At 71.3% G+C, this 25,594-nt stretch carries 17 protein-coding genes; 10 read left to right on the top strand and 7 right to left on the bottom strand.

The genetic code is table 11. The features are described from left to right. Window positions 1-36 precede the first annotated feature (36 nt). Window positions 37-531: a hypothetical protein gene (locus WBN91_RS04200; protein WP_337723190.1), complete on the bottom strand. Its 495-nt coding sequence runs from the start codon at window positions 529-531 to the stop codon at window positions 37-39. A gap of 827 nt (window positions 532-1,358) precedes the next feature. Between WBN91_RS04200 and WBN91_RS04195 the strand changes: the two genes are divergently transcribed. The 3 genes from WBN91_RS04195 (at window position 1,359) to WBN91_RS04185 (ending at window position 7,374) form a co-directional block, all read left to right on the top strand. Next, on the top strand, window positions 1,359-3,716 hold the full coding sequence (locus WBN91_RS04195; protein ID WP_337723191.1) for a WD40/YVTN/BNR-like repeat-containing protein: 2,358 nt from the start codon (window positions 1,359-1,361) through the stop codon (window positions 3,714-3,716). A gap of 15 nt (window positions 3,717-3,731) precedes the next feature. Beyond that, the gene (locus WBN91_RS04190) at window positions 3,732-5,054 is read left to right on the top strand and encodes an extracellular catalytic domain type 1 short-chain-length polyhydroxyalkanoate depolymerase (RefSeq protein ID WP_337723192.1); all 1,323 of its coding nucleotides are present in this window, start codon (window positions 3,732-3,734) and stop codon (window positions 5,052-5,054) included. 553 nt (window positions 5,055-5,607) lie between these two features. Continuing rightward, window positions 5,608-7,374, top strand: coding sequence for an ABC transporter ATP-binding protein (locus WBN91_RS04185; RefSeq protein WP_337723193.1), 1,767 nt, complete (start codon window positions 5,608-5,610; stop codon window positions 7,372-7,374). A gap of 8 nt (window positions 7,375-7,382) precedes the next feature. On the opposite strand, the gene WBN91_RS04180 is transcribed toward WBN91_RS04185, so the two are convergent. The 3 genes from WBN91_RS04180 to WBN91_RS04170 form a co-directional block, all read right to left on the bottom strand. After that, window positions 7,383-8,498: a sensor histidine kinase gene (locus tag WBN91_RS04180; RefSeq protein ID WP_337723194.1), complete on the bottom strand. Its 1,116-nt coding sequence runs from the start codon at window positions 8,496-8,498 to the stop codon at window positions 7,383-7,385. Next, the gene (locus WBN91_RS04175) at window positions 8,495-9,154 is read right to left on the bottom strand and encodes a response regulator transcription factor (RefSeq protein WP_337723195.1); all 660 of its coding nucleotides are present in this window, start codon (window positions 9,152-9,154) and stop codon (window positions 8,495-8,497) included. Before WBN91_RS04175 ends, WBN91_RS04180 begins: the two co-directional genes overlap by 4 nt. Before the next feature lie 133 nt (window positions 9,155-9,287). After that, window positions 9,288-10,532: a DUF418 domain-containing protein gene (locus WBN91_RS04170; RefSeq protein WP_337723257.1), complete on the bottom strand. Its 1,245-nt coding sequence runs from the start codon at window positions 10,530-10,532 to the stop codon at window positions 9,288-9,290. 651 nt (window positions 10,533-11,183) lie between these two features. On the opposite strand from WBN91_RS04170, the gene WBN91_RS04165 reads away from it, so the two are divergent. The 7 genes from WBN91_RS04165 (at window position 11,184) to WBN91_RS04135 (ending at window position 21,575) form a co-directional block, all read left to right on the top strand. Further along, window positions 11,184-12,758: an NAD(P)-binding domain-containing protein gene (locus WBN91_RS04165; RefSeq protein ID WP_337723196.1), complete on the top strand. Its 1,575-nt coding sequence runs from the start codon at window positions 11,184-11,186 to the stop codon at window positions 12,756-12,758. After that, window positions 12,755-13,876: an alpha-hydroxy acid oxidase gene (locus WBN91_RS04160; protein ID WP_337723197.1), complete on the top strand. Its 1,122-nt coding sequence runs from the start codon at window positions 12,755-12,757 to the stop codon at window positions 13,874-13,876. Before WBN91_RS04165 ends, WBN91_RS04160 begins: the two co-directional genes overlap by 4 nt. Further along, window positions 13,873-15,270 carry a cytochrome P450 gene (locus tag WBN91_RS04155; protein ID WP_337723198.1) on the top strand — a complete coding sequence of 466 codons (1,398 nt, stop codon included), beginning with the start codon at window positions 13,873-13,875 and terminating at the stop codon, window positions 15,268-15,270. Before WBN91_RS04160 ends, WBN91_RS04155 begins: the two co-directional genes overlap by 4 nt. Window positions 15,271-15,283: 13 nt before the next feature. Then, window positions 15,284-16,558 carry a cation:proton antiporter gene (locus WBN91_RS04150; RefSeq protein ID WP_337723199.1) on the top strand — a complete coding sequence of 425 codons (1,275 nt, stop codon included), beginning with the start codon at window positions 15,284-15,286 and terminating at the stop codon, window positions 16,556-16,558. Continuing rightward, on the top strand, window positions 16,539-18,188 hold the full coding sequence (locus WBN91_RS04145) for a thiamine pyrophosphate-dependent enzyme (RefSeq protein ID WP_337723200.1): 1,650 nt from the start codon (window positions 16,539-16,541) through the stop codon (window positions 18,186-18,188). Before WBN91_RS04150 ends, WBN91_RS04145 begins: the two co-directional genes overlap by 20 nt. Before the next feature lie 78 nt (window positions 18,189-18,266). Further along, window positions 18,267-19,433: an SGNH/GDSL hydrolase family protein gene (locus WBN91_RS04140; RefSeq protein WP_337723201.1), complete on the top strand. Its 1,167-nt coding sequence runs from the start codon at window positions 18,267-18,269 to the stop codon at window positions 19,431-19,433. A gap of 150 nt (window positions 19,434-19,583) precedes the next feature. Further along, the gene (locus tag WBN91_RS04135) at window positions 19,584-21,575 is read left to right on the top strand and encodes an alpha-glucuronidase (protein ID WP_337723202.1); all 1,992 of its coding nucleotides are present in this window, start codon (window positions 19,584-19,586) and stop codon (window positions 21,573-21,575) included. Window positions 21,576-21,603: 28 nt separating this feature from the next. Here the strand turns inward: WBN91_RS04135 and WBN91_RS04130 are convergent, their stop codons facing one another. The 3 genes from WBN91_RS04130 to WBN91_RS04120 all read right to left on the bottom strand — a co-directional run bounded on the left by WBN91_RS04130 (window position 21,604) and on the right by WBN91_RS04120 (window position 25,567). Then, window positions 21,604-22,302, bottom strand: a complete 699-nt coding sequence (locus tag WBN91_RS04130) for a DUF624 domain-containing protein (protein WP_337723203.1) — start codon at window positions 22,300-22,302, stop codon at window positions 21,604-21,606. Further along, window positions 22,299-23,831 carry a GH39 family glycosyl hydrolase gene (locus tag WBN91_RS04125; RefSeq protein ID WP_337723204.1) on the bottom strand — a complete coding sequence of 511 codons (1,533 nt, stop codon included), beginning with the start codon at window positions 23,829-23,831 and terminating at the stop codon, window positions 22,299-22,301. Before WBN91_RS04125 ends, WBN91_RS04130 begins: the two co-directional genes overlap by 4 nt. A gap of 107 nt (window positions 23,832-23,938) precedes the next feature. After that, on the bottom strand, window positions 23,939-25,567 hold the full coding sequence (locus WBN91_RS04120) for an ABC transporter substrate-binding protein (RefSeq protein ID WP_337723205.1): 1,629 nt from the start codon (window positions 25,565-25,567) through the stop codon (window positions 23,939-23,941). Window positions 25,568-25,594 lie beyond the last annotated feature (27 nt).

The following is a 25,594-nucleotide window of genomic DNA, read 5'->3' as shown; positions in this document are numbered from 1 at the left end:
CCCGACCCGCCGGCCGATCGCCCTCCGCCCGCCTTGTCACGTCGGCCCACACGTCACCGTCACCTGCGAGCCAACCGCGACTTGCCCGACAGGTTCCAGGTCGGTCACCAAGCACCGAGTGGTGTCCCGTGGCGCACCACCCTGCTGGGTGCGCGTCTCCACCTGCATGCCGTACTCGAGCAGCTGACCCGCGACCTCGTCCAGCGGGCGGTCGACGTAGGCGGCCTTGTCGATCGTGATCGTCGTCGCGCCGGGAAGCCGACCGGTCGTCTGGACCGGCCGGGAACTCGTGGTCGTTCCCGGCCGGCTAGTCGGACTGGTCCCACTCGTCCCACTGGTCGCATCTGTCTCCGTGCCACCCGCGACACTGCGCACCAGGGTGACGGCCCCGATCGCCAGAGCGATCAGCACGAGAACCCCACTCATCGCGAACACGGCTTTCCGGCGCGGCGCTCGAGCCGGCACGGCCAGGGTGGCCACCAAGAGGGCCGCGATGGCCACGATCACCGCCGCCCAATCCCCCGGTGTCACCCGACCTCCGGCTGGCGCACTCGTCCCCGACCGCTCCGGGGCCGGGCGGTCATCGGGTATCTCGGCACGTGGCCGTTCAGCGTTACGGTCGGTCGAGGTCTGGCCGGCCGGGATGCCGGGGTTCGTCGTCGAACGCACCCGGCATCGCGGCGGGCACGGAGTCGTCGCGGAACGTACTGCGCCGCCGTCGCCCGGAAGATCAGCGACAACCCGCCGCGTTCACCGACAGTCGCGTGTCGCCGACCGCGGCGCCACGTCGCAGGTGTTCAAACGACACTTTTCGCCGCTCTGGGCTGCGTGGGCAACAGAAAGGACCGACACAGCTCCATTTGCGCGTAGCGCGCATCCGCCCTGCGATGTCACCGAGGTCGACATCTCCAAGCTCGCTGCGCGGGATGTCCCGCCGATATCGAAGCGCTTCGATGTTCAGTCAGGACGCCGGCCTTGTCAAGGGTCCGCCCGACTCCGATTGAGACGCTTGAAGCTCCCGTGATCACGTTGTCGAATCGCGGATCGAACTCCTGTCGCAGGCCTTGTGCAACCCGCTGAGGGGCCCTAATCTCCGGCATCGAAGCGCTTCGATTACTCGTTCGACCGCTGGGGAAGCGCAGGATCACGAAGGGGTGCCGCCGTCATGCCGACCTCACGCTCCGGGCCGGGCCGGAGCACATCCCTCGGCTCCACCGCGGTCGGCGGGCGAAGCCGTGGGCAGGAGGGAACGCGATCGCGTTGGCGGCGATCGGGATGCCACGAGCCCTACCTCGGGGACGACTTCTGATCAGCAGCTCCCTCCACAGCAAGGCCCACCCATCGCAAAGGAGAACGTCATGCGACGACGCACGTTCACCGCCTCCCTCGGCGCGGCCGTGGTCGCGGTCGCGGTCGGTGCCTTGCCCGGACCTGCCGTCGCCAAGCCCGGTCGGCCGCCCAAGGGCGCCTACACCTGGGGGAACGCCGTCGTCAACGGCGGTGGTTTCGTGCCCGGCATCATCTTCAACGAGACCGAGCCGGACCTGATCTACGCCCGCACCGATGTCGGCGGCTGCTACCGGTGGCAGAAGGACTCCCGGACCTGGAAACAGCTGCTCGACTGGGTCGGCCGCGACAAGTGGGGCTACTACTACGTGGTCTCGATGGCCACCGACCCGGTCGAGACCAACCGCGTCTACGCCGCGGTCGGCGCCTACACCACCGACTGGGACCCGAACAACGGCGCGGTCCTGTACTCCGACGACTACGGCGAGACCTGGGGTGTCGCCGAGCTGCCGTTCAAGCAGGGTGGCAACATGCCCGGCCGCGGCATGGGCGAGCGCCTGGCCGTCAACCCGAACAACAACGCCGAGATCTACCTGGGCACGCCCGGCGGGAACGGGCTGTGGCGCTCGACCGACTACGGCCGCACCTGGGCCGCGGTCGCGAACTTCCCCAACCCCGGGAACTTCGTCGTCGATCCCACCAACGACTACCTCGCCGACAACCAGGGCGTGATCTGGGTCGACTTCGACCAGGTCGGCGGCAGGATCTACGTGGGCGTGGCCGACCCGGACGACCCGCTGTACGTGTCCGAGGACGGCGGCGCGACGTGGAAGCCCGTCCCCGGAGCGGCTGCGGCGCTCGGCGGGGTCGACGGCAACCGCACCATCCCCAAGCAGTCCGCGGTGGACAACGCCAACGGCTACCTGTACATCATCACCAGCTACGACCCCGGCCCGTACAACGGCGCGCCCGCTTCGGGCAACGGCGGCAAGATCCAGCGGTTGGCGACCCGGACCGGCGAGTGGACCGACGTCACCCCTACCTACAACCCGAGGGGCGTGATCCCCGGCTTCGGCGCGGTGACCGTCGACCGCCGGAACCCGGGCACGCTCATGGCGTCCACGTGCAACAACTGGTACCCCGACGAGATCCTCTACCGTTCCACCGACTCCGGGCGGACCTGGCAGCTCAGCTGGGACTACGCCGAGGGCACCGACCGCACCGACCGCTTCGTCATGGACAGCACCGACGCCCCGTGGCTGTCGTGGAACGGCACCGACCAGGGGCCGGCGTACGCGGTCAAGCACGGGTGGATGATCGAGGCCCTGGCGATCGACCCGCACGACTCCGACCGCGTCATGTGGGGCACAGGCGCCATGATCTGGGGCACCGAGCAGCTGACGCGGTGGGATTCCCAAGGCGAGCTGATCGGCCGGAACGACGCCGGTGAGCGGATCGCCCTGCCCGTCGAGCGGTTCACGGTCGGCGTGCGGGCCCACGGCGTCGAAGAGACCTGGGTGCGCGACATCGCCGCCCTCGGCGGCACGCTCGTCTCCGCGATGGGCGACGTCAGCGGCTTCGTCCACACCGACCTCGACCGGGCCGTGCCGATGATCCGCTCCGGCTGGGCCGGCAGCAGTCTCGACTACGCCCAGTACAAGTCGGACGTCATCGTCGGCAGCGGTGAGGTCAACGCGGACGTGGACCCGCACGTCATCGTCTCCACCGACCGCGGGAAGACCTGGCAGTCCGCCGCGCGCCTCGAAGGCGTCCCGGGCGGCGGCTCCGGCGTCGTGGCGATCACCGCCGACGCCGCCGTGGTCCTGTGGTCTCCCGGCAACACCGCCACCACCCCGGTCCGCAGCACCGACCTGGGCAAGACCTGGAACCCGGTCCGAGGACTCCCGGCAGGGGCCAGGATCCGGTCCGACCGCGTCAACCCGTCGCTCGTGTACGCCTTCTCCGGCGGCAAGTTCTACCGCAGCACCGACGCGGGCGTGACGTTCACCGACACCGGAGCGACCGGCCTGCCCGCTGAGGGCGTCGACGACTTCCGGGTCGTCCCCGGCCGCAAGGGCCACATCTGGCTCGCCGGCCGCAGCGACAAAGCGGGGGTCCCGACCGGCTTGTGGCGCTCCAAAGACGGCGGCGCGACGTGGAAGCGCATCCGCGCGATCGACTTGGCTATCGGTGTCGGCTTCGGCAAGGCCGCCACGCGGTCCGGCTACCCGGCGATCTACACCTCGGCCACGGTCGCGGGTCAGGACGGCATCTTCCGCTCCACCGACGCCGGCATCACCTGGACCCGCATCAACGACGACCAACACCAGTGGGCCTTCGCCGGGGCCGCCATCACCGGCGACCCGAACATCTACGGCCGCGTCTACCTGGCCGCGCGCGGCGTGATCTACGGCGACATCGCCGACTGACGGAGGAACGAGCACATGTCCACCCTCATCGGATCGCGCCGCGGCGCGACAGCGGTCTTCGCGATCGCGCTCATGCTGGCCTCCGCGCTGACGGTGTTGCTGGCACCCGGCCAGGCCCACGCCGCCCAGCTCCGCCAGGTCACGAACTTCGGGAACAACCCCGGCGGCCTCCAGATGTACCTGTACGTGCCCGACAACGTCCCCGCGAACCCGGCGATCGTGGTCGCCAACCATTGGTGCGGCGGGTCCGCGACCGACTTCTACAACGGCGCCCAGTTCGACGAACTGGCGAACCAGTACGGCTACATCCTCATCTACCCGTCGGTAACCCGCAGCAGCAAGTGCTTCGACGTCGCCTCGCAAGCTTCGCTCAACGGCACCGGCGGCGACTCCGTCAGCATCAAGTCGATGGTCGACTACACGCTCGCCAACGTCGGCGGTGACCGGAACCGGATCTTCGCGACCGGAATCTCCTCGGGCGCGATGATGACCAACGTCCTGCTCGGGGTCTACCCCGAGGTCTTCAAGGCCGGGTCGGCCTACGCCGGCGTGCCCTACACCTGCTTCGCCACCACCAACGGCTCGGAGTGGAACACCGACTGCGCGACCGGGACCATCAACCGCACGCCACAGCAGTGGGGCGACGCGGTCCGCAACGCCAACCCCGGCTACACCGGTCCCTGGCCGCGCATGCAGATCTGGCACGGCACCGAGGACGACGCGCTCTACTACCCGAACTTCCAAGAGCAGATCGACCAGTGGACCAACGTCAACGGCACCGACCAGACGCCGGAGTTCACCGACCACCCGCAGTCGAACTGGACCCGAACCCGGTACGGCAGCACCGGCGGCCAGGCCCCGGTCGAGGCGATCAGCATGAGCGGCACCGACCACAACCTGCCGCACCAGCCCGCCGAGACCCTCCGCTTCTTCGGCCTGACCACGTCCACCGGCGGCTCCACGACGATCGTCGGCGCGGCGTCGAACCGCTGCCTGGACATCCCGAACTCCTCGACCACGAACGGGACCCAGGCGCAGCTGTGGGACTGCAACGGCGGCTCCAACCAGCGGTTCACCCGCACCTCAGCCGGTGAGCTGAAGGTCGACGGGAAGTGCCTCGACGCCCAGGGCTGGGGTTCGGCCAACGGCACCCGAGTGGTCATCTGGGACTGCTCGGGCGGTGCGAACCAGCGCTGGAACGTGAACGCGAACGGCACCATCACCAACGTCCACAACGGACTCTGCCTGGACGCGATGGGCGCCGCCACAGCCAACGGCACCCAGATCATCCTGTGGGCGTGTAGCGGCACTTCGAACCAACGATGGACGCTCGCCTAGCTCCGGTCCCGAAGCACCCGGTCCGAGGTGCCTGGACTCGTCTCCAGGCACCTCGGACCTTGTTGCCCTGGAAGGGGCTCCTCGCGGAAGCGGTGAGCGGGGATCGCCCAGGATCTGGCCGGTAGTCGCACCGCGGATCGCACGAGCGGTTCAGTGCCGAGCCGGTTTCGTGGACGCCAGGAGGTTGACGGTCGGACCGGCGCCGATGCCACGCCGGCGAGCAGCTGGAGCACCGGCCAGGGCAGGCCGGGGAACAGCCACCACCCCAGCAGGATCGCCGCCACGAGGCTGAGCGGCATCGCGATGAGCAGGACCCTGGCCGCGAGCCCCGGCGCGCTGCCCACAGCGGACCGCCGTGCCTTCGCGGGCCTTCCGACATCCCCCGATCGGGGGCGTTGTCCAGCCACTCGGCTGCGTGGTCCAGCCGGTCCACCGGTGCCGCGGGGCGTGCCGCGTGGCCGAGGATCGCCATAACCGGTCCACGGCCGTGATCACGCGCGTCCCGGATCGGGTCCCCCCGACCACGACCCCGAGAAGACGGAGCTGTTGCACCGTGCGCACCCCGATCGACCGTGCCTCCTGGAGAACCCTGGTGGGCTACCTCGGACCACAGCGGCGGACCGTCCTCTTCGGAGGGGCGCTCGTCCTGCTGGCCGGTCTCGCCGCCGCCGCCCAGCCACTGGCGGCCAAGGCGTTGGTGGACCGGCTCGGCTCGAGTGGCGGGATCACCGGTCTGCTGGCCCTGCTGGTCGGCTTGGCGCTGGTCGGCGCCGCGCTCGCGGTGGTGGGTGACTACCTGCTCGAGCGGGCCGCGGAATCAGTGGTGCTGGTCGCCCGGAAGCGATTGGCCCGGCGCCTGCTGTCGGTGCGCGTGCCGGCGGTGCAGCGCGCCGAGCCGGGTGATCTGCTGTCCCGGTTCACCGGCGACACGACCCTGCTGCGAGAGGTGTGCACGCACGCCCTCGTCGCGCTGGTCACCGGCTCGGTCACGACCGTCGTCATGGTCGTGGTGATGGGTGTGATGGATCTCCTGCTGCTGGGGGTCACGCTGGTGGTGCTGCTGGTGGTGGGGCTCCTCGCCGTGGCCGGGCTGCCGATGATCGAGAAGGCGTCCCACGCCGCCCAGACCGCCGTCGGTGAGACGAGTGCGCGGCTTGAGCGCGTGCTCGGCGCCTTCCGCACCGTGAAGGCGTCCGGGGCCGAGGGCAGGGAGGTCGCCGCGATCGAACGCGGCGTCGAGGACGCGTGGCGCGCCGGCGTCCGTTCCGCGCGGTGGGAATCGTTGGTGCACGGCGCCAACGGCCTCGCGGTCCAGGTGGCGTTCCTCGCCGTGCTCGGTGTCGGTGGCGCCCGGGTCGCGACCGGGGCGATCCCGCTGTCCACGCTGGTGGCGTTCCTGTTGTTCCTGTTCTACCTGCACGAGCCGGTCGGGCAACTGCTGGAGGCCGGCGGCAAGCTCCAGGTCGGGCTCGCCGCGGTGCGCAGGCTGGCCGAGGTGGACCGGATGCCGGTCGAGTCCGCCGGCACGGGTGGCGCCGAGGTCGACGTGCGGTGCGCGGCTCGCCTGGCCTTCTCCGACGTCCGGTTCCGGTACGGGCCGGACCGGCCGGAAGTCCTGCGCGGCGTGAGCGTCGACGTCCCGGCGGTGGGCATGACGGCCGTCGTCGGTCCGTCCGGCGCGGGCAAGTCCACGCTGTTCGCGCTGATCGAGAGGTTCCACGAACCCGACTCGGGCCGCATCCTGCTGGACGGGCGCGACCTGGCGGACTGGGACCTGGCCGAGCTGCGGGCGGGCATCGGCTACGTCGAACAGGACGCGCCGCTGCTGTCCGGGTCGTTGCGCGAGAACCTCGTCTACAGCCGCCCGCGGGCGACCGGGGAGGAGGTCCGCGACGTGGTGGCGCAGACCCGGCTGGACGAGCTCGTCGAGCGGCTGCCCGACGGCCTGGACACCCCGGTCGGGCACCGCGGCGCCTTCCTGTCCGGCGGCGAGCGGCAACGGGTCGCGCTCGCCCGCGCGCTGCTCCGCCGTCCGCGGCTGCTGCTGCTCGACGAGATCACCTCGCACCTGGACGCCGCGAACGAGATGGCGATCAGGGACGTGGTCACGACCGCGGCGAAGGCGATGACCGTGCTCGTGGTGGCGCACCGGCTGTCGACGGTGACGCGGGCGGACCGGATCGTGGTGCTGGACAACGGGACCGTGCGGGCCACCGGCACCCACGACGAACTCGTCCTGGCCGACCCGCTGTACGCCGGGTTCGCCGCCACCCAACTGCTCACCGGCGAACCCGGCGAACCCGGTGGATCCTGTGGATGAGCACACGCTCACCCGGGTGCGGTCCTGATGGAGGTGATCGGCAGGCGCAGCCGCAGCCGGAAGCCGCCCTCCGGCGTGGGACCGGTGTGCAGCGTCCCGCCGAGCAGCGCGGCCCGCTCCCGGAGTCCGACGAGTCCGTGCCGGGCGCTGGGCAGGGCCAGGTGGGGTCGGGTGGGCGGGGTGTTGGTGACGGTGACGGTCAGCTCGTCGTCGTCGTGGCCGATGTCGATGGTGGCGCTCGCGCCGGGGGCGTGCTTGCGCACGTTGGTCAGCGCTTCCTGGATGGTCCGGTAGACGGCGCGCTGCGCCGGCGGCTCCAGGTCCTCGGGGGCGCTGCCGACCAGGTGCGCGTCGATCGCGCTGTTGTCGACGAGCCGGTGCAGGTCGGTCAGCGTGGGCTGCGGGGTGAGTTCGGTCGCCGGGGTGCCGGAGGCGCGCAGCAGGTTCACCATGTGGCGCAGCTCGTCGAGGGTGTTCACCGAGAGCTGCCGCACGTTCTCGGCGGCCACCTTCGCGTCCGGGTCGGTGGTGCTGACCTTCAGGGCTCCCGCCTGCACCGCGATCAGGCTCACCTGGTGGGACACGACGTCGTGCATCTCGCGGGCGAGCTGGTTGCGTTCCCCGGCCAGGATCGCCTCGGCGTCGAGCCGGCGCTCGTGCTCCCGCGCCTGTTCGACCTCCACCAGCCGTAGCGCCAGCTCGCGCCGGGACCGCAGGAACTGGCCGAGCAGGATCGGCGCCAGCGCGGTCATCGCGGCGTAGACGACGCCGAGCAGCGTGTAGGAGTCCCAGATGGAGGGAGCGAAGTCCGACATCGGGAAGACCAGCGCGGCGGCGGCGACGAGTCCGCAGCCGACGAGCAGCCACCAGTCGCGGTAGCGGCTGGAGACCACGGAGAGGGCGACCAGCGCGGGGACGATCGTGCCGGGGAACAGCACGGCCGGCAGCGTCGCGAGGAACACCGGCAGCGGCAGGCGTTCGCGCGCGAGCAGGGCGAGCACGGCGATCGCGATCGGGACGACCACGAGCGGGTCGGCCTCGCTGATCGTGGTCAACGCCCCCTCGACCACGGCGACCGCGAGCACCGCGGCGTCGACGAGCCGGCCGGACCGCCCGGGGCTCACCCCGGTTCCCCGTTGCCGCTCAGCAGGCCGGCCCGCTGTGCGACCAGCGCCGCCTGCACCCTGCTGCCCACGCGCAGCTTGCCGAGGATGGCGCTCACGTGGTCCTTGACGGTGCCGACGCTGACGTGGATGCGTGCCCCGATCTCGGCGTTGGACAGCCCTTCGCCGATCAGCACGAGCACCTCCCGTTCGCGCTCGGTGAGCAGGTCGACCTGTTCGGCGGCCGGCGAGCCCGCCCCGGAACCGAGGTAGCCGTCGACGACGGTCCGGGTGACCTTGGGGGAGAGCACCACGCCACCGGCGGCGAGCGTGCGGACCATCTGGGCGAGCTGCTCGGGTCCGGTGTCCTTGAGGATGAACCCCGCCGCGCCGCTGCGCAGCGCCGTGGCGATGTACTCGTCGGAGTCGAACGTCGTCAGCATCGCCACCACCGGTGGCGGCTTCAGGCCCTGGAGTCGACGCAGGATCGTGAGCCCGTCCACGTCCGGCATCCGGATGTCGAGCAGCACGACGTCGGGCTTGAGGAGGCTCGCCTCGCGCACCGCCTGCGCACCGGTCGGCGTCGCGACGACCTCGATGTCCCCGGCCGCCTGGAGGATGAGGCGGAACCCCGTCCGCACCAGCTCCTCGTCGTCCACGACGACCACCCGGATCATGTCCCCGCTCCTTTGTGGATCCCGCACGCCGCCAGTGTCGCGGAGACCGGCTCCGGCTCGCCATCCGGGAGGCGGCCGGTCGCCCCCGCCGACCGGCGGGCCGGAGCCGGCCGGTCGGCGGGTGCGCCGGGTCTCACCGGACGTGCCGCGCCGGCGTGGTGGCGAGGTGGAGCAGGTGTTCCAGCGGTCCGCGGCGGAAGAAGCGGGACCAGGTCCAGGCGAAGACCGCGGCACCGAGGACGAACAGGAGCACCGGCAGCCAGGAGTCCTGGGTCTCGGTCCCGGCGGGCATCGCCACCAGGGACGACACCACGAAGTGGCCGACGTAGGCGGTCAGGGACATGGCGCCCACGGCGATGACCGGTGCGGCCAGCCGCCGCAGCCACCGCACGCGGTCGACCGCCACCGTCGCGCACACGACCACCGTGATCGCGACTCCCACGCAGCCGACGATGTCCAACGTCATCCCGCTGTGCGGCCCCGCCGTCAACAGCGCCCAAGCCGACCCGACGTCGGGTGGGGCCATGTCGCCGAAGGACCCGAAGGACTTCGGTCCCGACCCGGGGTCGTGCGCCGAGCCGGCCCGCACCTCCGCGACCGCCCGGACGCCGTCGAACAACCGGGACAAGAGCCAGGCGGCGCCGTAGGCGAACACGACGAGCGCGGGACCGACCACGGCCAGCCGCCGCCGCACGGTGGCGGAAGCCAGGTCCAGGCGGCCCAGCGCCATGCCGGCGACGACGAAGGCCATCCAGGTGATCGCCGGGTAGAAGCCGGTGAGCAGGAGGTCCAGCAGTCCCACGCCGCCGAGGCGGTCGAGCGGGTCGTAGGCCTTGAGCGCGGCGGCGACCGGCTCGGTGAACAGCGACCGCAAGAGGAACGCCAACGGCGGCATGACGACCGCGAGCACGCCCGCGACGACCGCGAGCGTGCGAGCGCGGAGCCGCACCAGCGGCAGGGCCAGCAGGAAGTACAGACCGTAGAAGGCGAGGATCACCACGCCCCCGTACACCGCCGCCATCGCCGTCCCCAGCGCCAGCAGGATCGCGGCCCGGATCGCGATCCGGGCTTTCGCCTGCCGGCCCGCCACACCGGTTTTCGGTTCCAGGCGGCCGGCGATCAGCATCAGCGAGAACCCGGCGAGGGTGGCGAACAGGGCCGACGAGCGCCCTTCCGCCAGACCCCGCACCCAGGCGCCGACACCCTCCGCGGCGGTCGCCGACGGGCCGAGGTGCACGACGTACATCCCGAACACGGCCAACGCGCGAGCCAGGTCGACCCCCACCAAGCGCCCCACCGCGGAAGCGTCCCCAACCGGCGTCCCGGACCGGGGAGTCGACGTCTCGGGCGCGGCCGAGATGTCCTGTTGCGGTCGCATCTGTTTCACGCCGCCACTGTCGCGGCGCGGTCGGGCGGTGAGCGATCCGTCAGGTTTCGGTGCGACCCCCGCCGGTCGGCGGAACTTCCACCCGCGCTTCCGGCGGTCACAGCCGCACAGTCCGCGTCGGCAGGAGGGCCTTGCCCGCCGCGGATCGCGCGCGACCAGGCCGGCTGACCGGCCCACAGCACCGATTACCGGGTCGACCTCCCGTGATACGCCACAAGGTGGAATAGGTCGCGGCTCGGCGCGACGACCTGAAGACCGTGCGTGACCCTCCTGCGCTCCTGCCGCCGCCTGTGCGAGTCGGCCGCGCACGGCGCGGGCTTCCCGGCCGATCCGGACTCCGCTCGTGCCGCCGTCGTCCGATAACCGCTGGTCACCAGGGGATGCCGGGAGCCCGGTCGTGGGCGTGGCGGTCGCGCCACCTCGCCGGGACGATTCAGGACGGCCTACGGTGAATTCGGGCGAACGCACTAGAACGATTCCCGCACCTGCCCGGCGCATTTCACATATGCGAATTCGGCGGACATTCATTTGAGACGCCGACATACAGCCTTACGACGCTTCCAAACGACTGGGAAACACACCATCCTGGTCGGACTGCACATCCTTACCGCCCTGCACGCTCCATGTCGGAAGGACCACACTGTGCACCACGAACCCCTCGACTACCTGGTGCTGGGCGGCGGACCCGCGGGCCTCCAGCTCGGGCAGTTGCTCCAAGCGGCAGGTCACCGATACCGGATTCTCGAAGGCGGACCCACGCCGGGCACCTTCTTCCGCACCTTTCCGCGCCACCGCAAGCTGATCTCCATCAACAAGGTGCACAACGGCACCTCCGATCCGGAGCTGAACCTCCGGATGGACTGGAACTCGCTGCTGTCCCCGGATCCGGAACTGCTGTTCCGCCGGTACAGCGAGCGGTACTTCCCGCACGCCGACGACATCGTGCGCTACCTGGCCGATTTCGCCGAGGCGTTCGACCTCGACATCGCCTACGACACCAGGGTCGTGCGGATCCGGCGCGCCGACGGCTTCGTCGTCACCGACCAGCACGGGCGGGAGCACCACGGCGAGCGGCTGGTCGTGGCCACCGGGGTGAGCCTGCCCAACGTCCCGGACATCCCGGGCGTCGCCGACGCCGAGCACTACTCCTCGGTGTCGGTCGACCCGCACGACTTCGTCGACCAGCGCGTCCTGATCATCGGCAAGGGCAACTCGGCACTGGAGACCGCCGACAACCTGGTCGAGACCGCGGCGGTGATCCACGTGGCGGGGCCGAGCTCCATCCGGATGGCCTGGAACACCCACTACGTCGGTCACCTGCGTGCGGTCAACAACAACTTCCTGGACACCTACCAGCTCAAGTCGCAGAACGCCCTGCTGGACGGCCACGTGCTGTCGATCGACAAGGACGAGAGCGGGTACCGCGTCCGGTTCAGCTTCTCGCGGGCCGACGAGTTCGTGAAGGAACTGCGCTACGACCGGGTCATCGTGTGCGCCGGGTTCCGGTTCGACGCCTCGCCTTTCGACCCCGAGTGCCGTCCCGAGCTCGTCATCGACGACCGGTTCGCCGCGCTCACCCCCGCCTACGAGTCGGTCAACGTGCCGGGGCTGTACTTCGCGGGCACCCTGATGCAGCAGCGCGATTTCAAGAAGTCCACCGGCGGCTTCATCCACGGCTTCCGCTACGCGGTGCGCGCGCTGAGCCGCATCCTCGACGAGCGCCACCACGACCGGCCGTGGCCGCACCTGCCGATCGCCCCGGAACCGGTCGCGCTCGCCGACGCCGTCGTGGCGCGGGTCAACCGGAGTTCGGCGCTGTGGCAGCAGTTCGGGGTCATCGGGGACCTGCTCGTCGTGCCGCCCGGCGAACCCGCGCGCTACCACGAGGAGGTCCCGGTCGACTACGCCCACACCAGCCCGCTCACCCGGCGGGGCGACTACTTCACCGTCACCCTGGAGTACGGCCCCGACCACGACAAGGTCGACCCCTTCGACATCACCGTGCGCCGGACGGCGCAGAACTCGGTCGAGGACGCCTTCGACGCCGCCTACCTGCACCCGGTGGTCCGCCACCACCGCGGCGGCGACCTGCTCGCCGTCCACCACCTGGCGGAGAACCTGGAGAACGAGTGGGACGACCCCGAGGTCCACCACGCCCCGCTCGCCGAGTTCTTCGCCCGCGTGCTGGACCGCCTGCCCAGCACCGCGGGGCGGTGACGGCCGTGGTGCTGTCCGCTCGGGACTTCGAAGCAGCCGCCCGCGCCACGCTGGACCCGGTGTACGTCGACTTCATCGCCGGCGGGGCACGGGACGAGATCACCGTGCGCGCCAACGAGGCGGCGTTCGGCAAGCTGCAACTGCTGCCCCGGGTGTTGCGCGGCAACGCCGACCGGGCGCTGGACGTCACCCTGTTCGGAGGCCGGGCGAGCATGCCGGTGCTGCTCTCGCCGACCGCGTTCCACAAACTGGTCGCCCCCGAGGGAGAACTGGCCACCGCTCGTGCCGCCGCCGCCGCGGGCGCGATCATGATCGTGAGCATGGCGTCCACCGTCGCGGTGGGTGAGATCGCCGAGGCCGCGCGGCGGGCCTGCGAGGGCGCCGACCCGCCGCCGCTGTGGTTCCAGCTCTACCTCCAACCCGACCTGGAGATCACCGAGGCGTTGGTGCGCCGGGCCACCGACGCCGGGTGCAGTGCGCTGGTGGTCACCGTGGACTCCCCGGTGCTGGGCGCCGGCGAGCGCAACCGGCGGAACGGGTTCCACGACCTGCCTCCGGGACTGCGCTGCGAGAACCTGGTCGACCTGCGCGACGGCGAGAGCGGGCACGTGCGGCAGATCGTCATGTCCGCCGAGTTGAACTGGGAGCACATCGACTGGCTGCGCGGGATCACCGAGCTGCCGATCCTGCTCAAGGGCGTGCTGCACCCCGAGGACGTCCGGCTGGCCGTGCGCCACGGCGTCGACGGGCTGGTGCTGTCCAACCACGGGGGCCGGCAACTGGACACCGTGCCGGCCACGCTGGAGCTGCTGCCGGAGATCGCCGCGGCCGTCGCCGGCCGCATCCCGATCGTGCTGGACGGCGGGGTGCGGCGCGGCACCGATGTGGTCAAGGCGCTGGCGCTGGGCGCCTCCGCCGTGGGGATCGGCCGTCCCGTGATGTGGGCGCTGGCCGACAGCGGGGAGAAGGGCGTGCGGCGCCTGCTGGAGTTGTTGCGCGAAGAGCTCGACGACACGGTGGCATTGTGCGGTGCGTCCAGTCTCGCCGACCTGACGCCGGAGCTGGTCCGGTTCCCGTCGTGGGGACCGCCGCCCGGGCTCGGCGGGGTGGTCCCGTGAGCCTCACCGGATGGCTGGTCGCCGCCGCGGCGGCGGTCCTGGTGGTCAGCCTGCCGCACTGGCTGCCGCGCGTGGTGGTCGCGCTGCGCGTGCGCATCTTCACCCGGGTCAACGGCAAGGAGGGCATCACCGCGCCCGGACCGGACGTGCCCGTCGAGGAGTTCCGGCAGGTGTACGGGCACCCGTCCGCGAACGGCCGCAGCCGGGGCGCCACCCTGTCCGACCTGTTCTGGTACTGGCTCTCGCCCGGCGCCGAGGTGCACCAGGAGCACCTGGAACCCGGTCCGCGCTACGACGACGTGGCCAGGACGACCCGGCAGGTCCTCGCCGGACTGAACCGTCCGGAGTGGACGGAGCTGGTCGCCGCCCGCACCCGGCACGTGCTCGACGAACTCGACGACCGGCCCGGCGGGTCCCGCGTGCGCAAGGTCAGGCTGCGCGACCTGATGATGCCGATCTGGGCCGAGGTCTACCACGAGGTGGTCTTCCGCGAGCCCTGCCCGCCGCACGTCCGGCGCCTGATCACGGGCAACGCCGACGACGTGGTCAGCTCCCTGAAGTGCACCAGGCTGCGGCACATGGACCGGCGCGACCGCCTCACCGCCTACCTGCGGGACCGGCTGGCCCACGACCCCCCGCCCGTGCCGTTGCCCGCCACGCTCACCGAGCGGGAACACGCCTACTACCTCCAGGGCACGTTCTTCAACACCGCCGTGGTGCAGATGTCGGAGGCGATGGCCCACCTGCTGCTGGCCGTCGCCACCCACCGGCCGGTGCGGGAACACCTCTTCGCGAACCCGGAGGACACCGAGTACCTGGAGCGCGTCGTCAACGAGACGTTGCAGCACTTCCCGCTGTTCGGCGTGGCCCACCGGATCACCACCGGGGAGATCGCCCGCGCGGGGCGGACCCCCATCCCGGCGGGCTCCGTGCTGCTGTTCAACTACCCCGAGTACCAGCGGTCGGGGGCCGTCGGCCACCGGCGGTTCGACCCGGACCGGTGGCTGTCGCCGGACACCAGACCCGCCACGTTCATCCCGTTCGGGGTGACCGCCAACCGGCCCTGCCCCGCCCGCGGCTTCGCCGTGCTGACGATGCGGGTCGCGGCGCAGGAGGTGCTTCGGCGCTACCGGCTGGAGTCCACGGCCGAGCACACCCGGTCGCTCCCCAACCGCGGCCCCTGCCTGCTGGTCCCGCGCGGCGCGGTCGCCCGGGGCCTGCGCGCGAGGCTCGCGCTGCTGCGGCTGGGCGACCTGTGGGCCGGCATCCCGCGCAGCCTGGTCCAACTCGCCCTGGGCACCTACATGGTGTGGGACGCCCGGCGGCTGGGCCTGTGCCGCAACCACTTCGCCGCGACGGGCGGCTCCGAGCCGTCCCTCGCCGGCGGCCGATGAGAGGGACCCGACGATGACTCCGGTGCAACTGGCCCCCGCGTTCTTCCTGGCCGCCGTCGTGATCCTGCTGACGTGCCGGTTGGTCGTGCTGGTGACCGGGCGCTTCGGCCAGCCGCCGGTGGTGGGCGAGATGATCGCCGGCGTGCTGCTCGGCCCGTCCCTGTTCGGGCTGCTCGCCCCGGACCTGTCCGCGGCGGTCTTCCCGCCGCAGCTCAAGCCCGTGCTGTACGTGGCGAGCCAGATCGGCCTGGTTGTCCTGATGTTCCGCGCCGGGTACGAGTTCCGGGCGCACGCCGGCCGGCAGCTGATCGGGACCGCCGCGGTGGTCTCCGCGGCCGGGGCGGTGGTGCCCCTGGTGCTGGGGGTCGGCCTGACCCTCGTGGCGCACGGCCGCGTCGACGTCTTCGTGGACGGGGTCTCGGTGTGGGTGACCGCGGCGTTCGTCGGCGTCACCCTCGCGGTCACCGCCTTCCCGATGCTGGTCCGCATCATCACCGAACGCGGGCTGGCCGGGTCCCGGTACGGATCGCTGGCCCTGGCCTCGGGAGCCGTGGACGACGCCGTCGCCTGGATACTGCTCGCCGGGGTGCTGAGCGCGGCTTCGGGCGAGCCGGGGCCGATCCTCACCGCGGTGGGCGGTTCCCTGCTGTTCGTGGCGGTGCTGGCGCTGCCGGGGCGCAGGGTCCTCGCGTGGATCGTGACGCGGCCCGGCTTCAGCGACGAGACGAGGCTGCTGCTGACCGTCGCCGTGCTGTTCTCCGGCGCGTGGTTCACCGACGTCATCGAGCTGTACGCGGTGTTCGGGGCGTTCTGCGTCGGCATGGCCATGCCCCGCCACGAGGCGTCCGAACGCGTGGTGCGCACCACCCAGGCGATGACGCAGGTGGTGCTGGTGCCGCTGTTCTTCGCCTACTCCGGCCTCAACACCCGCTTCGACGTGTTCGGCGACCCCGCGGTGATGGCGTTCGCCGCGGCGGCCGTCGTGCTCGCCGTGATCGGCAAGTTCGGCGGCTGCTGGGCGGCGGCCCGGCTGCGCCGGGAACCGGCGCCGGTGGCGGTCCGGGTCGGCACGCTCATGAACGCGCGCGGCCTCATGCAGCTCATCGCGCTCAACATAGGGTTGCAGGCGGGCATCGTCGGCCCGGAGATGTTCACCGCGTTGGTCCTGGTGGCGCTGGTGACCACGGTGATGACGGTTCCGGTGCTCGACTGGCTGGACCGCCGGGAGGCCCGCGTGGCCGGGATCGCCTCGGAGGTGGTGGTGCGAAGTGGCCCTGAGCGGCGCTGAAGCCCTTGTCGCGCAACTGGAACGGGAGGGGGTCCGGCACGTCTTCGGCGTGCCGGGCGTCCAACTCGACCACGTGTTGGACGCGCTGGCCCGGTCCGGTGGGCGCATCGAGTACATCGCCGCCCGGCACGAACAAGGGGCGGCGCACATGGCGGAGGCGTACGCCCGGACGACGGGACGCCCCGGTGTCTGCCTGGTGGTCCCCGGGCCCGGTGTGCTGAACGCGTTGCCCGCCTTGGCGACCGGGTACGCCTGCTCGTCGCCGATGGTGTGCGTCGCGGCCGACCTGCCGTCCACACTGGCCGGTCGGGGTCTGGGCATGTTGCACGAACTGCCCGACCAGGCCGGTGTGCTGGCCGCCGTCACCAAGTGGTCGGGGCGGGCCGAGGCGGCGGAGCGCGTCCAGGACGTGGTGCACGAGGCGGTGCGGCGGTCGCGGTCGGGCCGGCCGCGACCGGTGGCCGTGACGATCCCGGCGGACGTGCTGGCCGCCCGGGTCGACCCGTCCTCGGGCCCACCCACTGGGGTCCGGGACGTTCCGGGCGCGTCGGAAGTGCCGGACAGGTCCTCCGTCGAGGGGATCGCCGCTGTGCTGAGCGCTGCCCGGCGTCCCTTGATCTACGCGGGTGGCGGCGTGCAGGCGGCTCGGGCGGGCGCCGCGCTGACGGCGTTGGCCGAGCACCTGTCCGCGCCGGTGGTGATGAGCCGCAACGCGGGCGGCGTCATCCCGGCCCGCCACCCGCTGGCCTTCACCAGTCTCGCCGCGCCGAGGCTGCTGCCGAACGCGGACGCGGTCCTGGTGGTGGGCAGCCGTTTCGTCACCCCACGCGGCACCGCACCGCCCACCGCGCCGGGCGCGACCGTCGTCCTGGTCAACGCCGACCCGGCCGACCTGGGCCCGCCCCGCGCGGCCGGGCTCACCCTGTGCGCCGACGCCCGGACGGCCCTGGAGGACATCCGGGGCGCCCTGCCCGGTCGCGGCGAACCGGCGTGGGACCTCGACGAACTGGCCGAGGTGCGGGCCTGGTGCGAACGCGGGGTCCGGGCCGTCGAGCCCCAGTGGTCGTACGTGCGGGCGCTGCGCGAGGCGATTCCCGAGGACGGGATCCTGGTCAACGAGCTGACCCAGGTCGGCTACGTGGCCGCCGTCGGCTACCCGGTCCACCGGCCCGGGACCTTCCTCACCCCCGGCTACCAGGGCACTCTCGGCTACGGCTACCCGTCGGCGCTGGGGGTGAAGGTGGGCAACCCGGACCGCGAGGTCGTCTCGATCAACGGCGACGGCGGTTTCTGCTGGAACGTGCAGGAGTTGGCGACGGCGCGGAAGTACGACATCGGCGTGACCGCGGTGGTCTTCAACGACAACGCCTACGGCAATGTCAGACGCATCCAGGCGGACGAGTTCGAGGGCCGCTTCATCGGCAGCGCCCTGGCCAGCCCGGACTTCGTCCGCCTGGCGGAGGCGTTCGGGGTGCCCGCCGTGCGGGCCACGACCCCGGACGCGCTCGCGGGAGCGCTGAAGGACTCGTTCAGCGAACCAGGCCCGTCACTGATCGAGGTCCCCGTCGGTGAGATGCCCAGCGCGTGGCCACTGCTGCTGGGCGGAGCCCCGGGCTCGGTCCGCGCCTGATCGGCACGTCACGCGAGCACGGAGGTCGACCTCATGAGTTCCAGTGCGTCACCCGTTGGCCGTTGGGTCCACACGTGGGTGTCCGCACCGCAGCCCACCGAGCCGGACAACATGCCGCCCGCGCCGTTCACCCGTGGTGGCCTGGTGCTCGCCGACGCCACGTTGCGGCAGACCGTGCGCGTCACGATCGGCGGCGAACGGCTAAGGCTGCGGTTCTCCAACGCGTTCGGCGGTGCGGTGTTGCCGATCACCGCCGTGACCGTGGCCCGGCCCCTCGGGAACCGGGCCGGGGCGGGTGGGGTGGAGCCGGGATCGGTTCGGTCGGTCACCTTCTACGGGGGTGCGAGCGTGGTCGTGCCGGTTGGTGCGCAGGTCGTGTCGGACGCCTTGGACTTCCCGGTCGAGCCGGAGGCGAACCTGACCGTGACGGTGTTCCTGGCGGAGGGGCAGGCGTCCGGGTTGATCACCTCGCACCCCGGCTCGCGGACGACGTCCCACCTGGTGGCGGGTGATCACGTCGGGGCCGAGGACCTGCCCGGCGCGACGACCACCGACCACTGGTACTTCCTCAGCGGGGTCGAGGTGTGGTCCGGCCGGGGCGGCTCGGCTCTGGTCGTGTTGGGTGATTCGCTGACCGATGGGCGGGGCTCCACCACGAACGGCAACGACCGCTGGCCCGATCGCCTCTCGGCCCGCCTGCGGGCCGGTGCGGCGACCTCCTCCGTCGCCGTGCTGAACCAGGGGACGGGTGGGAACCGCGTGCTCGGCGACGGGATCGGGCCGAGCGCGTTGGCCCGGTTCGACCGGGACGTCTTGGCGCAGACCGGGGTGCGGTGGCTGGTGGTGTTCGAGGGCATCAACGACATCGGCACGGCGGAGGCCTCGGCCGTGGCGCAGAAGCAACTCGTGGACGATCTTCGCGCGGGCTACGAGCAGATCGTGGTGCGGGCACACGCGCACGGGATCAAGGTGTACGGGGCGACGTTGGCGCCGCTGGGTGGCAGCGAGGCCTACGACGACCCGGCCGGTCACCGGGAGGCGGCACGGCAGGCCGTCAACGAGTGGATCCGCGACAGCGGCGTGTTCGACGCGGTGCTCGACTTCGACGCGGCGGTGCGGGACCCGGCGCGACCGCAACGCCTGCTCGCCGCCTACGACGAGGGCGACCACCTGCACATGACCCCGGCGGGCTACCAGGCGCTCGCCGACGCCGTGCCGCTGGAGCTGTTCGACGCGAGCGGGTGAGACACCGACAAGTCGTTGCCACGCAAAAGTTTCGCAGCTGTCCACACTCGTGAACGTCGACAGTGGACGGCTGTTCTTCCTTGCCGGTGAACCGAAAGCGGCCTAGGTTCGGTCAGGTCAGGAGACCCCCGCAACGGGAGGAACCCGCCCATGATCGGCGTGCACCCCGCTTGGCTCCCCGCCTCCGCGTTCCGGGCGATCGGCTCACGCCGGGTCCGCGTCGTCGGGGACGGGCCGGTCGTGGCCACGGTCCGCGGCGAGGTCGCGACGGCGGTGGCCGAGCACGGTGGCGCGCTGGTCGACGACGGGCCGGCGGACCTGGAGCTGGTGTGCGCGCCCGACGACGGTGAGACCGACCCCGAGGCGTTCGTGGTGGGGCGGGTCGGCACGACCACGGTTGTCCGCGCGATCGACGGCGTCGGCCTGCTCTACGGCTTCCACCACGTGGTGCGGCTGGGCGAGGCGGCGTTCAGCGGTGCTGCGTTCACCGGCGCTGCGGAGCCCGAGCGGCATGCGCCACGCCAGCCGGTGCGGATGCTCGACCACTGGGACAACGTCGACGTGCACCCCGTGATGGGCCAGGTCGAACGCGGGTACGCGGGTGGTTCGATCTTCTACGCCGACGGCGCGGTCCGGGCCGACCTGTCCCGGGTCCGGGCCTACGCGCGGCTGCTCGGCTCGATCGGGATCAACCGGGTCTGCCTGAACAACGTCAACGTGCACCGCACCGAGGCCCGGCTGCTCACCGACCTGCTGCCCGACGTGGCGCGGTTGGCCGACGTGTTCCGCCCGCACGGGATCAGGGTGCACCTGTCCGTGAGCTTCGCGGCGCCTATGACGCTCGGCGGCCTGCCCACGGCCGATCCGCTCGACGCGGCGGTGCGGGAGTGGTGGGCCCGCACGTCCGCCGAGGTGTACACGGCGATCCCCGACTTCGGCGGGTACGTCGTCAAGGCCGACTCCGAGGGCAGCCCCGGCCCGTTCGCCTACGGCCGCGACCACGCGGAGGGAGCGAACGCACTGGCCCGCGCGCTGGCGCCGTTCGGCGGCACGGTGTTCTGGCGCGCGTTCGTCTACAACCACCGGCAGGACTGGCGCGACCGCAAGACCGATCGCGCCCGCGCGGCCCACGACCACTTCGCACCGTTGGACGGCTCGTTCGACCCGAACGTGGTGGTTCAGGTGAAGTCCGGCCCGGTGGACTTCCAGGTGCGCGAACCGCTGTCACCGGTGATCGCGGCCATGCCGCGCACCCGGCTCGCGGTCGAGTTCCAGGTCACGCAGGAGTACACCGGCCAGCAGAAGCACGTGTGCCACCTCGTACCCCAGTGGCACGAGATGCTCGGCTTCCGGCCTTGGGGCGAGGACGAGCCCACGGTCGCGGACATCGCCGGCGGCCGGACGGGCGCACCGGCGGGCGGCGTGGTGGCGGTCTCGAACGTGGGCGACGACCCGTTCTGGACCGGCCACCCGTTGGCCCAGGCCAACCTGTTCGGTTTCGGACGCCTGGCCTGGAACGACCGGCTCACACCGGAAGCCGTGCTGGACGAGTGGATCGGCCTGACGTTCTCGGACGACCAGGCGGTCCGCGAGGCACTGCACGACATCATGGACGGCTCGTGGCTGACCTACGAGCGGTACACGGCCCCGTTGGGCGTCGGCTGGATGGTGAACCCAGGCGACCACTACGGGCCCAACGTGGACGGCTACGAGTACTCGCAGTGGGGCACCTACCACTTCGCCGACCGCGAGGGTGTCGGCGTGGACCGCACGCGGGCCACCGGCACCGGCTTCACCGGCCAGTTCCCGCCGCCGTGGCGCGACGTGTACGAGTCGGCCGAGACGTGCCCGGACGAACTGCTGCTGTTCTTCCACCACGTGCCGTACGACCACGTCCTGCACTCGGGGACGACGGTGGTCCAACACATCTACGACACCCACTTCGCCGGGCGCGAGGAGGTGTCCCGGCTGGCCGAGACCTGGGCGCGGCTGGAGGGCCGGGTGCCGCCGGAGGTGTTCGAGCGGGTCAGCGCGTTGCTGGAGGAGCAGTCGAGGTGCGCGGCGGAGTGGCGCGACCAGGTGAACACGTACTTCTGGCGCAAGTCGGGCGTGCCGGACGCGCGGGGTCGGACGATCCACTAGCCGCTCGGCCGACCGGGCCTCCGCCGGGTCACGCGGTGAACCTCTCGGTGGCGTCGCGCAGCACCGGGTCGGCGTTGCGCAAGAGCAGGAGGGTGAAGGGGGCGGCCAGCAGGGCGAGAACCCAGTCGGAGGTGAGCACCACGAGCCCGCCGGTCGCGATGAGCAGCGACAAAGCGCCAAGAGCGCTCGCCGGCCGGGCGGCCAGGTAGTAGGAGGCCAGGCGCGCGGTGTCCCGGGTGCGTAGGGCAAGTGTGGACGACAGCACCAGTGCCTGGGTCGACCACACCAGTAGCGCCGCCGCGATGACGACGAGCACCACGCCGTACCCGGCGGGCACGCGGGCCAGTTCCAGGTTGGCCAGGCTGAAGCCGATCACGGTGAGCACCGCCAGCGTGGGCAGCCACCAGCGCAGCACGTCGAGCCAGTTGAGCCGGTAACCGCGGCGGAAGTGCGTGGCGGGGGAGAGGTCCCGGTCGTTCAGGAACACCCGCCAGGCGTAGACGGCGGCCGACAGCGCCGGGCCGACCGGGGCGAAGCACAGTCCGACCAGCGGTGCGTTCCCCGCGCCGCGGTCCAGGAACAGCAGCGCGACGAAGCCCGGGGCCGTCGTCAGCACGACCAGGGCGTCGATGACGACGAACCAGTACACGACGGACGCGACGCGCGACAGGATGCCCGCGCCGATCTCGGCGGCAGGGTCACCTCGTCGTTCGGCGGGCACAGTCACGGCCTCTCGTGCGGTGCGACGAGCCGGTCGTCGGACGCGCCGAGCAGTCGCCGGTCGTCCAGACCTTCGTGGTGCTCAACCTCCACGGGGAGGAGTTCGACGAACGTGACCTCGTGGCGCGCCAGCGCGAGGTCGAGGTCCACCCGACCGGCCACGACCGGGGCCTGCCGGTGTTCCACAGCAGGCCGGCCGCAGTCGCGCAGGACGTCGAGCAGACGCCGGTCGGGGGAGCGCGGACGGCCCAGTTCGCGCCACGCGCCGAACGCGTTGCCGTCGTGCTCGTTCACCCGTTCCCGACGAATGAACGCGCGCGGCCCGGTCAGCGGGACCGACAGCCGCACCTCGTGCCGTTCGGGCGCGTCCGGCCCGTCGGTGCCGCCCACCGGCTGCCACGTCAGCACGGTGACCCGGCCGTCGTCGGTCGCGCACACCAGGTGGTCGTGGCCGCGTGCCAGGACGGTTGGGCCCATCCGGGCCATGAACGCGTAGAGGTGGTAGGTCGGCTTCGGCACCTGCCGGTGGGTGAGCAGGCCGAAACCGCCGTGGAACAACGAGGTCGGCACGTTGTCCTCCTCGAAGACGTCGCAGAACGTCCAGTAGGAGTACGAGTCCACCAACTCCGTGCCGCCGGTGAGCACCGGGGCCAGGTAGGCGGCGTGGTAGGCCGTGTCGTGGATCGGGTTGTCGGGCCGGTAGGAGCTGTTGTACTCGGTGATGTGCACCGGCAGCCCGGCCAGCGCGGTGCCCGCCAGGTGCTTGCGCGGCGCGGCGAACTGGTCCAGCAGCGCTTCGGGCGCGTCGAGGGTCTGGTAGGTGCCGAAGGGGACGTGCTGCGCGGGGCCCGACGTGTAGGCGTGCCGGCTGACGAAGTCGATCGGCACCTCGCGGCGGGTGACGAACTCGGCGAACGGCGCCCACCACTCGTCCGAGCCGGGCGAGATCGCCGGGCCGCCCACCTGGAGCCCGGCGTCGACGTCCTTGACCGTCCGCGCGGTGAGCTCGTACAGGTCGAAGTAGGCCTGCTGGTCGGCGTCCTTCCAGAACCCGGGCAGGTTCGGCTCGTTCCACACCTCGATCGGCCAGGTGCGCACCTCGGCCGCGCCGTAGCGGTCGACGAGGTGGCGGACGACGGCGCGGACCAGCGCGGCCCACTCGTCCCGGTCCTTCGGCGGGGTGATGTTGCCCTTCCACCAGAACACCGTGTCCTCACCGGAGGCCAGCGCGGACGGCATGAACCCCAGCTCCACGAACGGCCGGATACCCAACTCCAGGAACCGGTCGAAGACCTGGTCCACGTAGGTGAACGAGTACCGGGTCACGCCGTCGCCGGACACGCGGTGCACGCCCATGTCGTCCGACAACAGGCCGTGGCCGCGGATGTGGCGGAAGCCGATGTCGCGCTGCACCACGGCCAGGGATTCCTGGTAGTCGGCGCGCAGCGCGAGGTTCATCCGGCCGGTGCCGACGCAGTGGCGCCACGACTCGGACAGGCGGCCGATCGGCTCGCCGGGGACGGTAACGCGACTCACAAACCCCTCCAGTGCCACGGTGTTCGGCCTCGACCACCGTCGCCGACCCACGGACCCGGCGACGGTGGCCGCCGCCCGCGCGAGCGGCAGCCACCGTCGAGCGCCGGTCAGCCGTTCTTCTCCTTGTAGCGCTTCTGCGCGCCGTTGACCAGGGTGACGAGGTCGTTGGAGCCCTTGGCCTCGACCTCCTTGACGTAGGCGTCCCACGTGGAGAGGTCGCGCTGGCCCAGGATGAACTGGAGCGTCGACTGCGTGACGAGGTCCTTGAGCGAGCTCTCGACCAGGGCGGCGCGCTCGCGCTCCTCCTCGTTCAGCGGCGCGGGCGGCGGCAGCGCCTCGACCTTCTTGGTGGCCATCGCCTTCTGGAAGGCGATCTCCTCCTCGGTGAACATCGACTGCAACAGCTCGGTGGCGCCGCCGTAGGAGAAGACACCGCCGTGGAAGCCGAAGTCGCGCTGGAGGTTCTTCGGCGCGCCGACGTTGAACCCGCCGAACGCGACCTCGGGCTTGAGGGCCCGCTTGCCCGCCGCGTCCTTGTCGTAGGTCGTGCCGGGCACGCCCCACTTGGTGAACTCCTGCGCCTCGTCGGAGTACCAGAGCCAGTCGATGAACTGCATCGTCGCCACGAACTTGTCGCTCTGGGCGGCCTTCGCCGACACCATCAGCCCGCTCTCCAGGCGCGTGCCGCGGATGACGTCACCCTTGGGCCCGGCGGGCACGGGGATCTTCGCGACGGTGGCACCGGGGATCTTCGCGATGTTCGGCCGGTAGTCGTTGACGATGTTCTGCGCGTTGCTGCTGATCGCGAACGACTTGCCGGCGGCGAACTTCTGGATGGCCGCGTCGTCCTTCTGCGTGAAGCTCTCCGGGTCCATCAGGCCCTCGGCGACGAGCTTGTGGAAGTACTCGACCAGCTGCTTGTACTCCGGGGTCGTGCCGGCGAACTCGTACTTCTGCTCGGACGGGTCCCAGATCGTGTTCTTGACGTAGCCCCAACCGGCCGCCGCGCCGAACGTCTGGCCGGCGTAGTTGAGGACCGACTTGGCCTCGAAGCGGTCCGACAGCGGGTAGCTGTCCGGGTTCGCGGCCTTGATCGCCTTGAGGACCGTGTACACCTCGTCCCAGGTCTTCGGCGTCGACAGGTTCAGGCGCTTGAGCTCGTCGGTGCGGAACGCCAGCGAGTACTCCGGCCAGAGCTTCTCGTGCATGCCGGGCAGCACGTAGAACTTGCCGTCCTCCTGGCGCAGCGTGTTCAGCTCGGGCTGGAGCTTCCACCGCTCGACCTTGTCCTTGAAGTGCGGCATCAGGTCGAGGTAGTCGCTCACCGGCAGGATCGCGCCGGAGGCGACGAACTGCTCCTCCTGACCCGGGTAGGTCTTGGAGATGATCGTCGGCGCGTCGCCGGAGCTGATCAGCAGGCCGCGCTTCTGCTCGTAGTCGCTGTAGGGCACGACCGTCGGCTTGATCGTGGCGTTGGTCCGCTGCGTGATCTCCTTCCACAGCAGCCAGTCGTCCTTGATCGGGTAGTGCGCCTGGTCGAGGTAGAGCAGGCTGACGTCCAGCGGCTCGGTCGCCTTGAACGGCGTGCCCACCTTGTAGTCGGCCATCGACGCCGTCTTCTTGCCGTCGAGGTTGACGCCACCCGCGTCCGGGTCCTCCTCGCTGCACGCGGCCAAGCTGACCACGAGGCTGCCGGCGACGGCAGTCAGAAGCGTTCGCTTCCATTTGGTTCGCATCGTGCTGTCTCCTCGGGTGGTGTGACG

The organism is Saccharothrix sp. CCNWYY140, assembly GCF_037401995.1.
Classification (GTDB): domain Bacteria; phylum Actinomycetota; class Actinomycetes; order Mycobacteriales; family Pseudonocardiaceae; genus Actinosynnema.
The sequence above is the reverse complement of the archived record's forward strand: the minus strand, read 5'-3'. Positions and strand labels throughout refer to the sequence as shown.

Excerpts from the sequence above, each read along its gene's own strand:
- WBN91_RS04120 (WP_337723205.1), bottom strand. The coding sequence starts at position 25,567 with ATGCGAACCAAATGGAAGCGAACGCTTCTGACTGCCGTCGCCGGCAGC.
- WBN91_RS04135 (WP_337723202.1), top strand. The coding sequence starts at position 19,584 with ATGATCGGCGTGCACCCCGCTTGGCTCCCCGCCTCCGCGTTCCGGGCG.
- WBN91_RS04190 (WP_337723192.1), top strand. The coding sequence starts at position 3,732 with ATGTCCACCCTCATCGGATCGCGCCGCGGCGCGACAGCGGTCTTCGCG.
- WBN91_RS04150 (WP_337723199.1), top strand. The coding sequence starts at position 15,284 with ATGACTCCGGTGCAACTGGCCCCCGCGTTCTTCCTGGCCGCCGTCGTG.
- WBN91_RS04175 (WP_337723195.1), bottom strand. The coding sequence starts at position 9,154 with ATGATCCGGGTGGTCGTCGTGGACGACGAGGAGCTGGTGCGGACGGGG.
- WBN91_RS04170 (WP_337723257.1), bottom strand. The coding sequence starts at position 10,532 with ATGCGACCGCAACAGGACATCTCGGCCGCGCCCGAGACGTCGACTCCC.
- WBN91_RS04195 (WP_337723191.1), top strand. The coding sequence starts at position 1,359 with ATGCGACGACGCACGTTCACCGCCTCCCTCGGCGCGGCCGTGGTCGCG.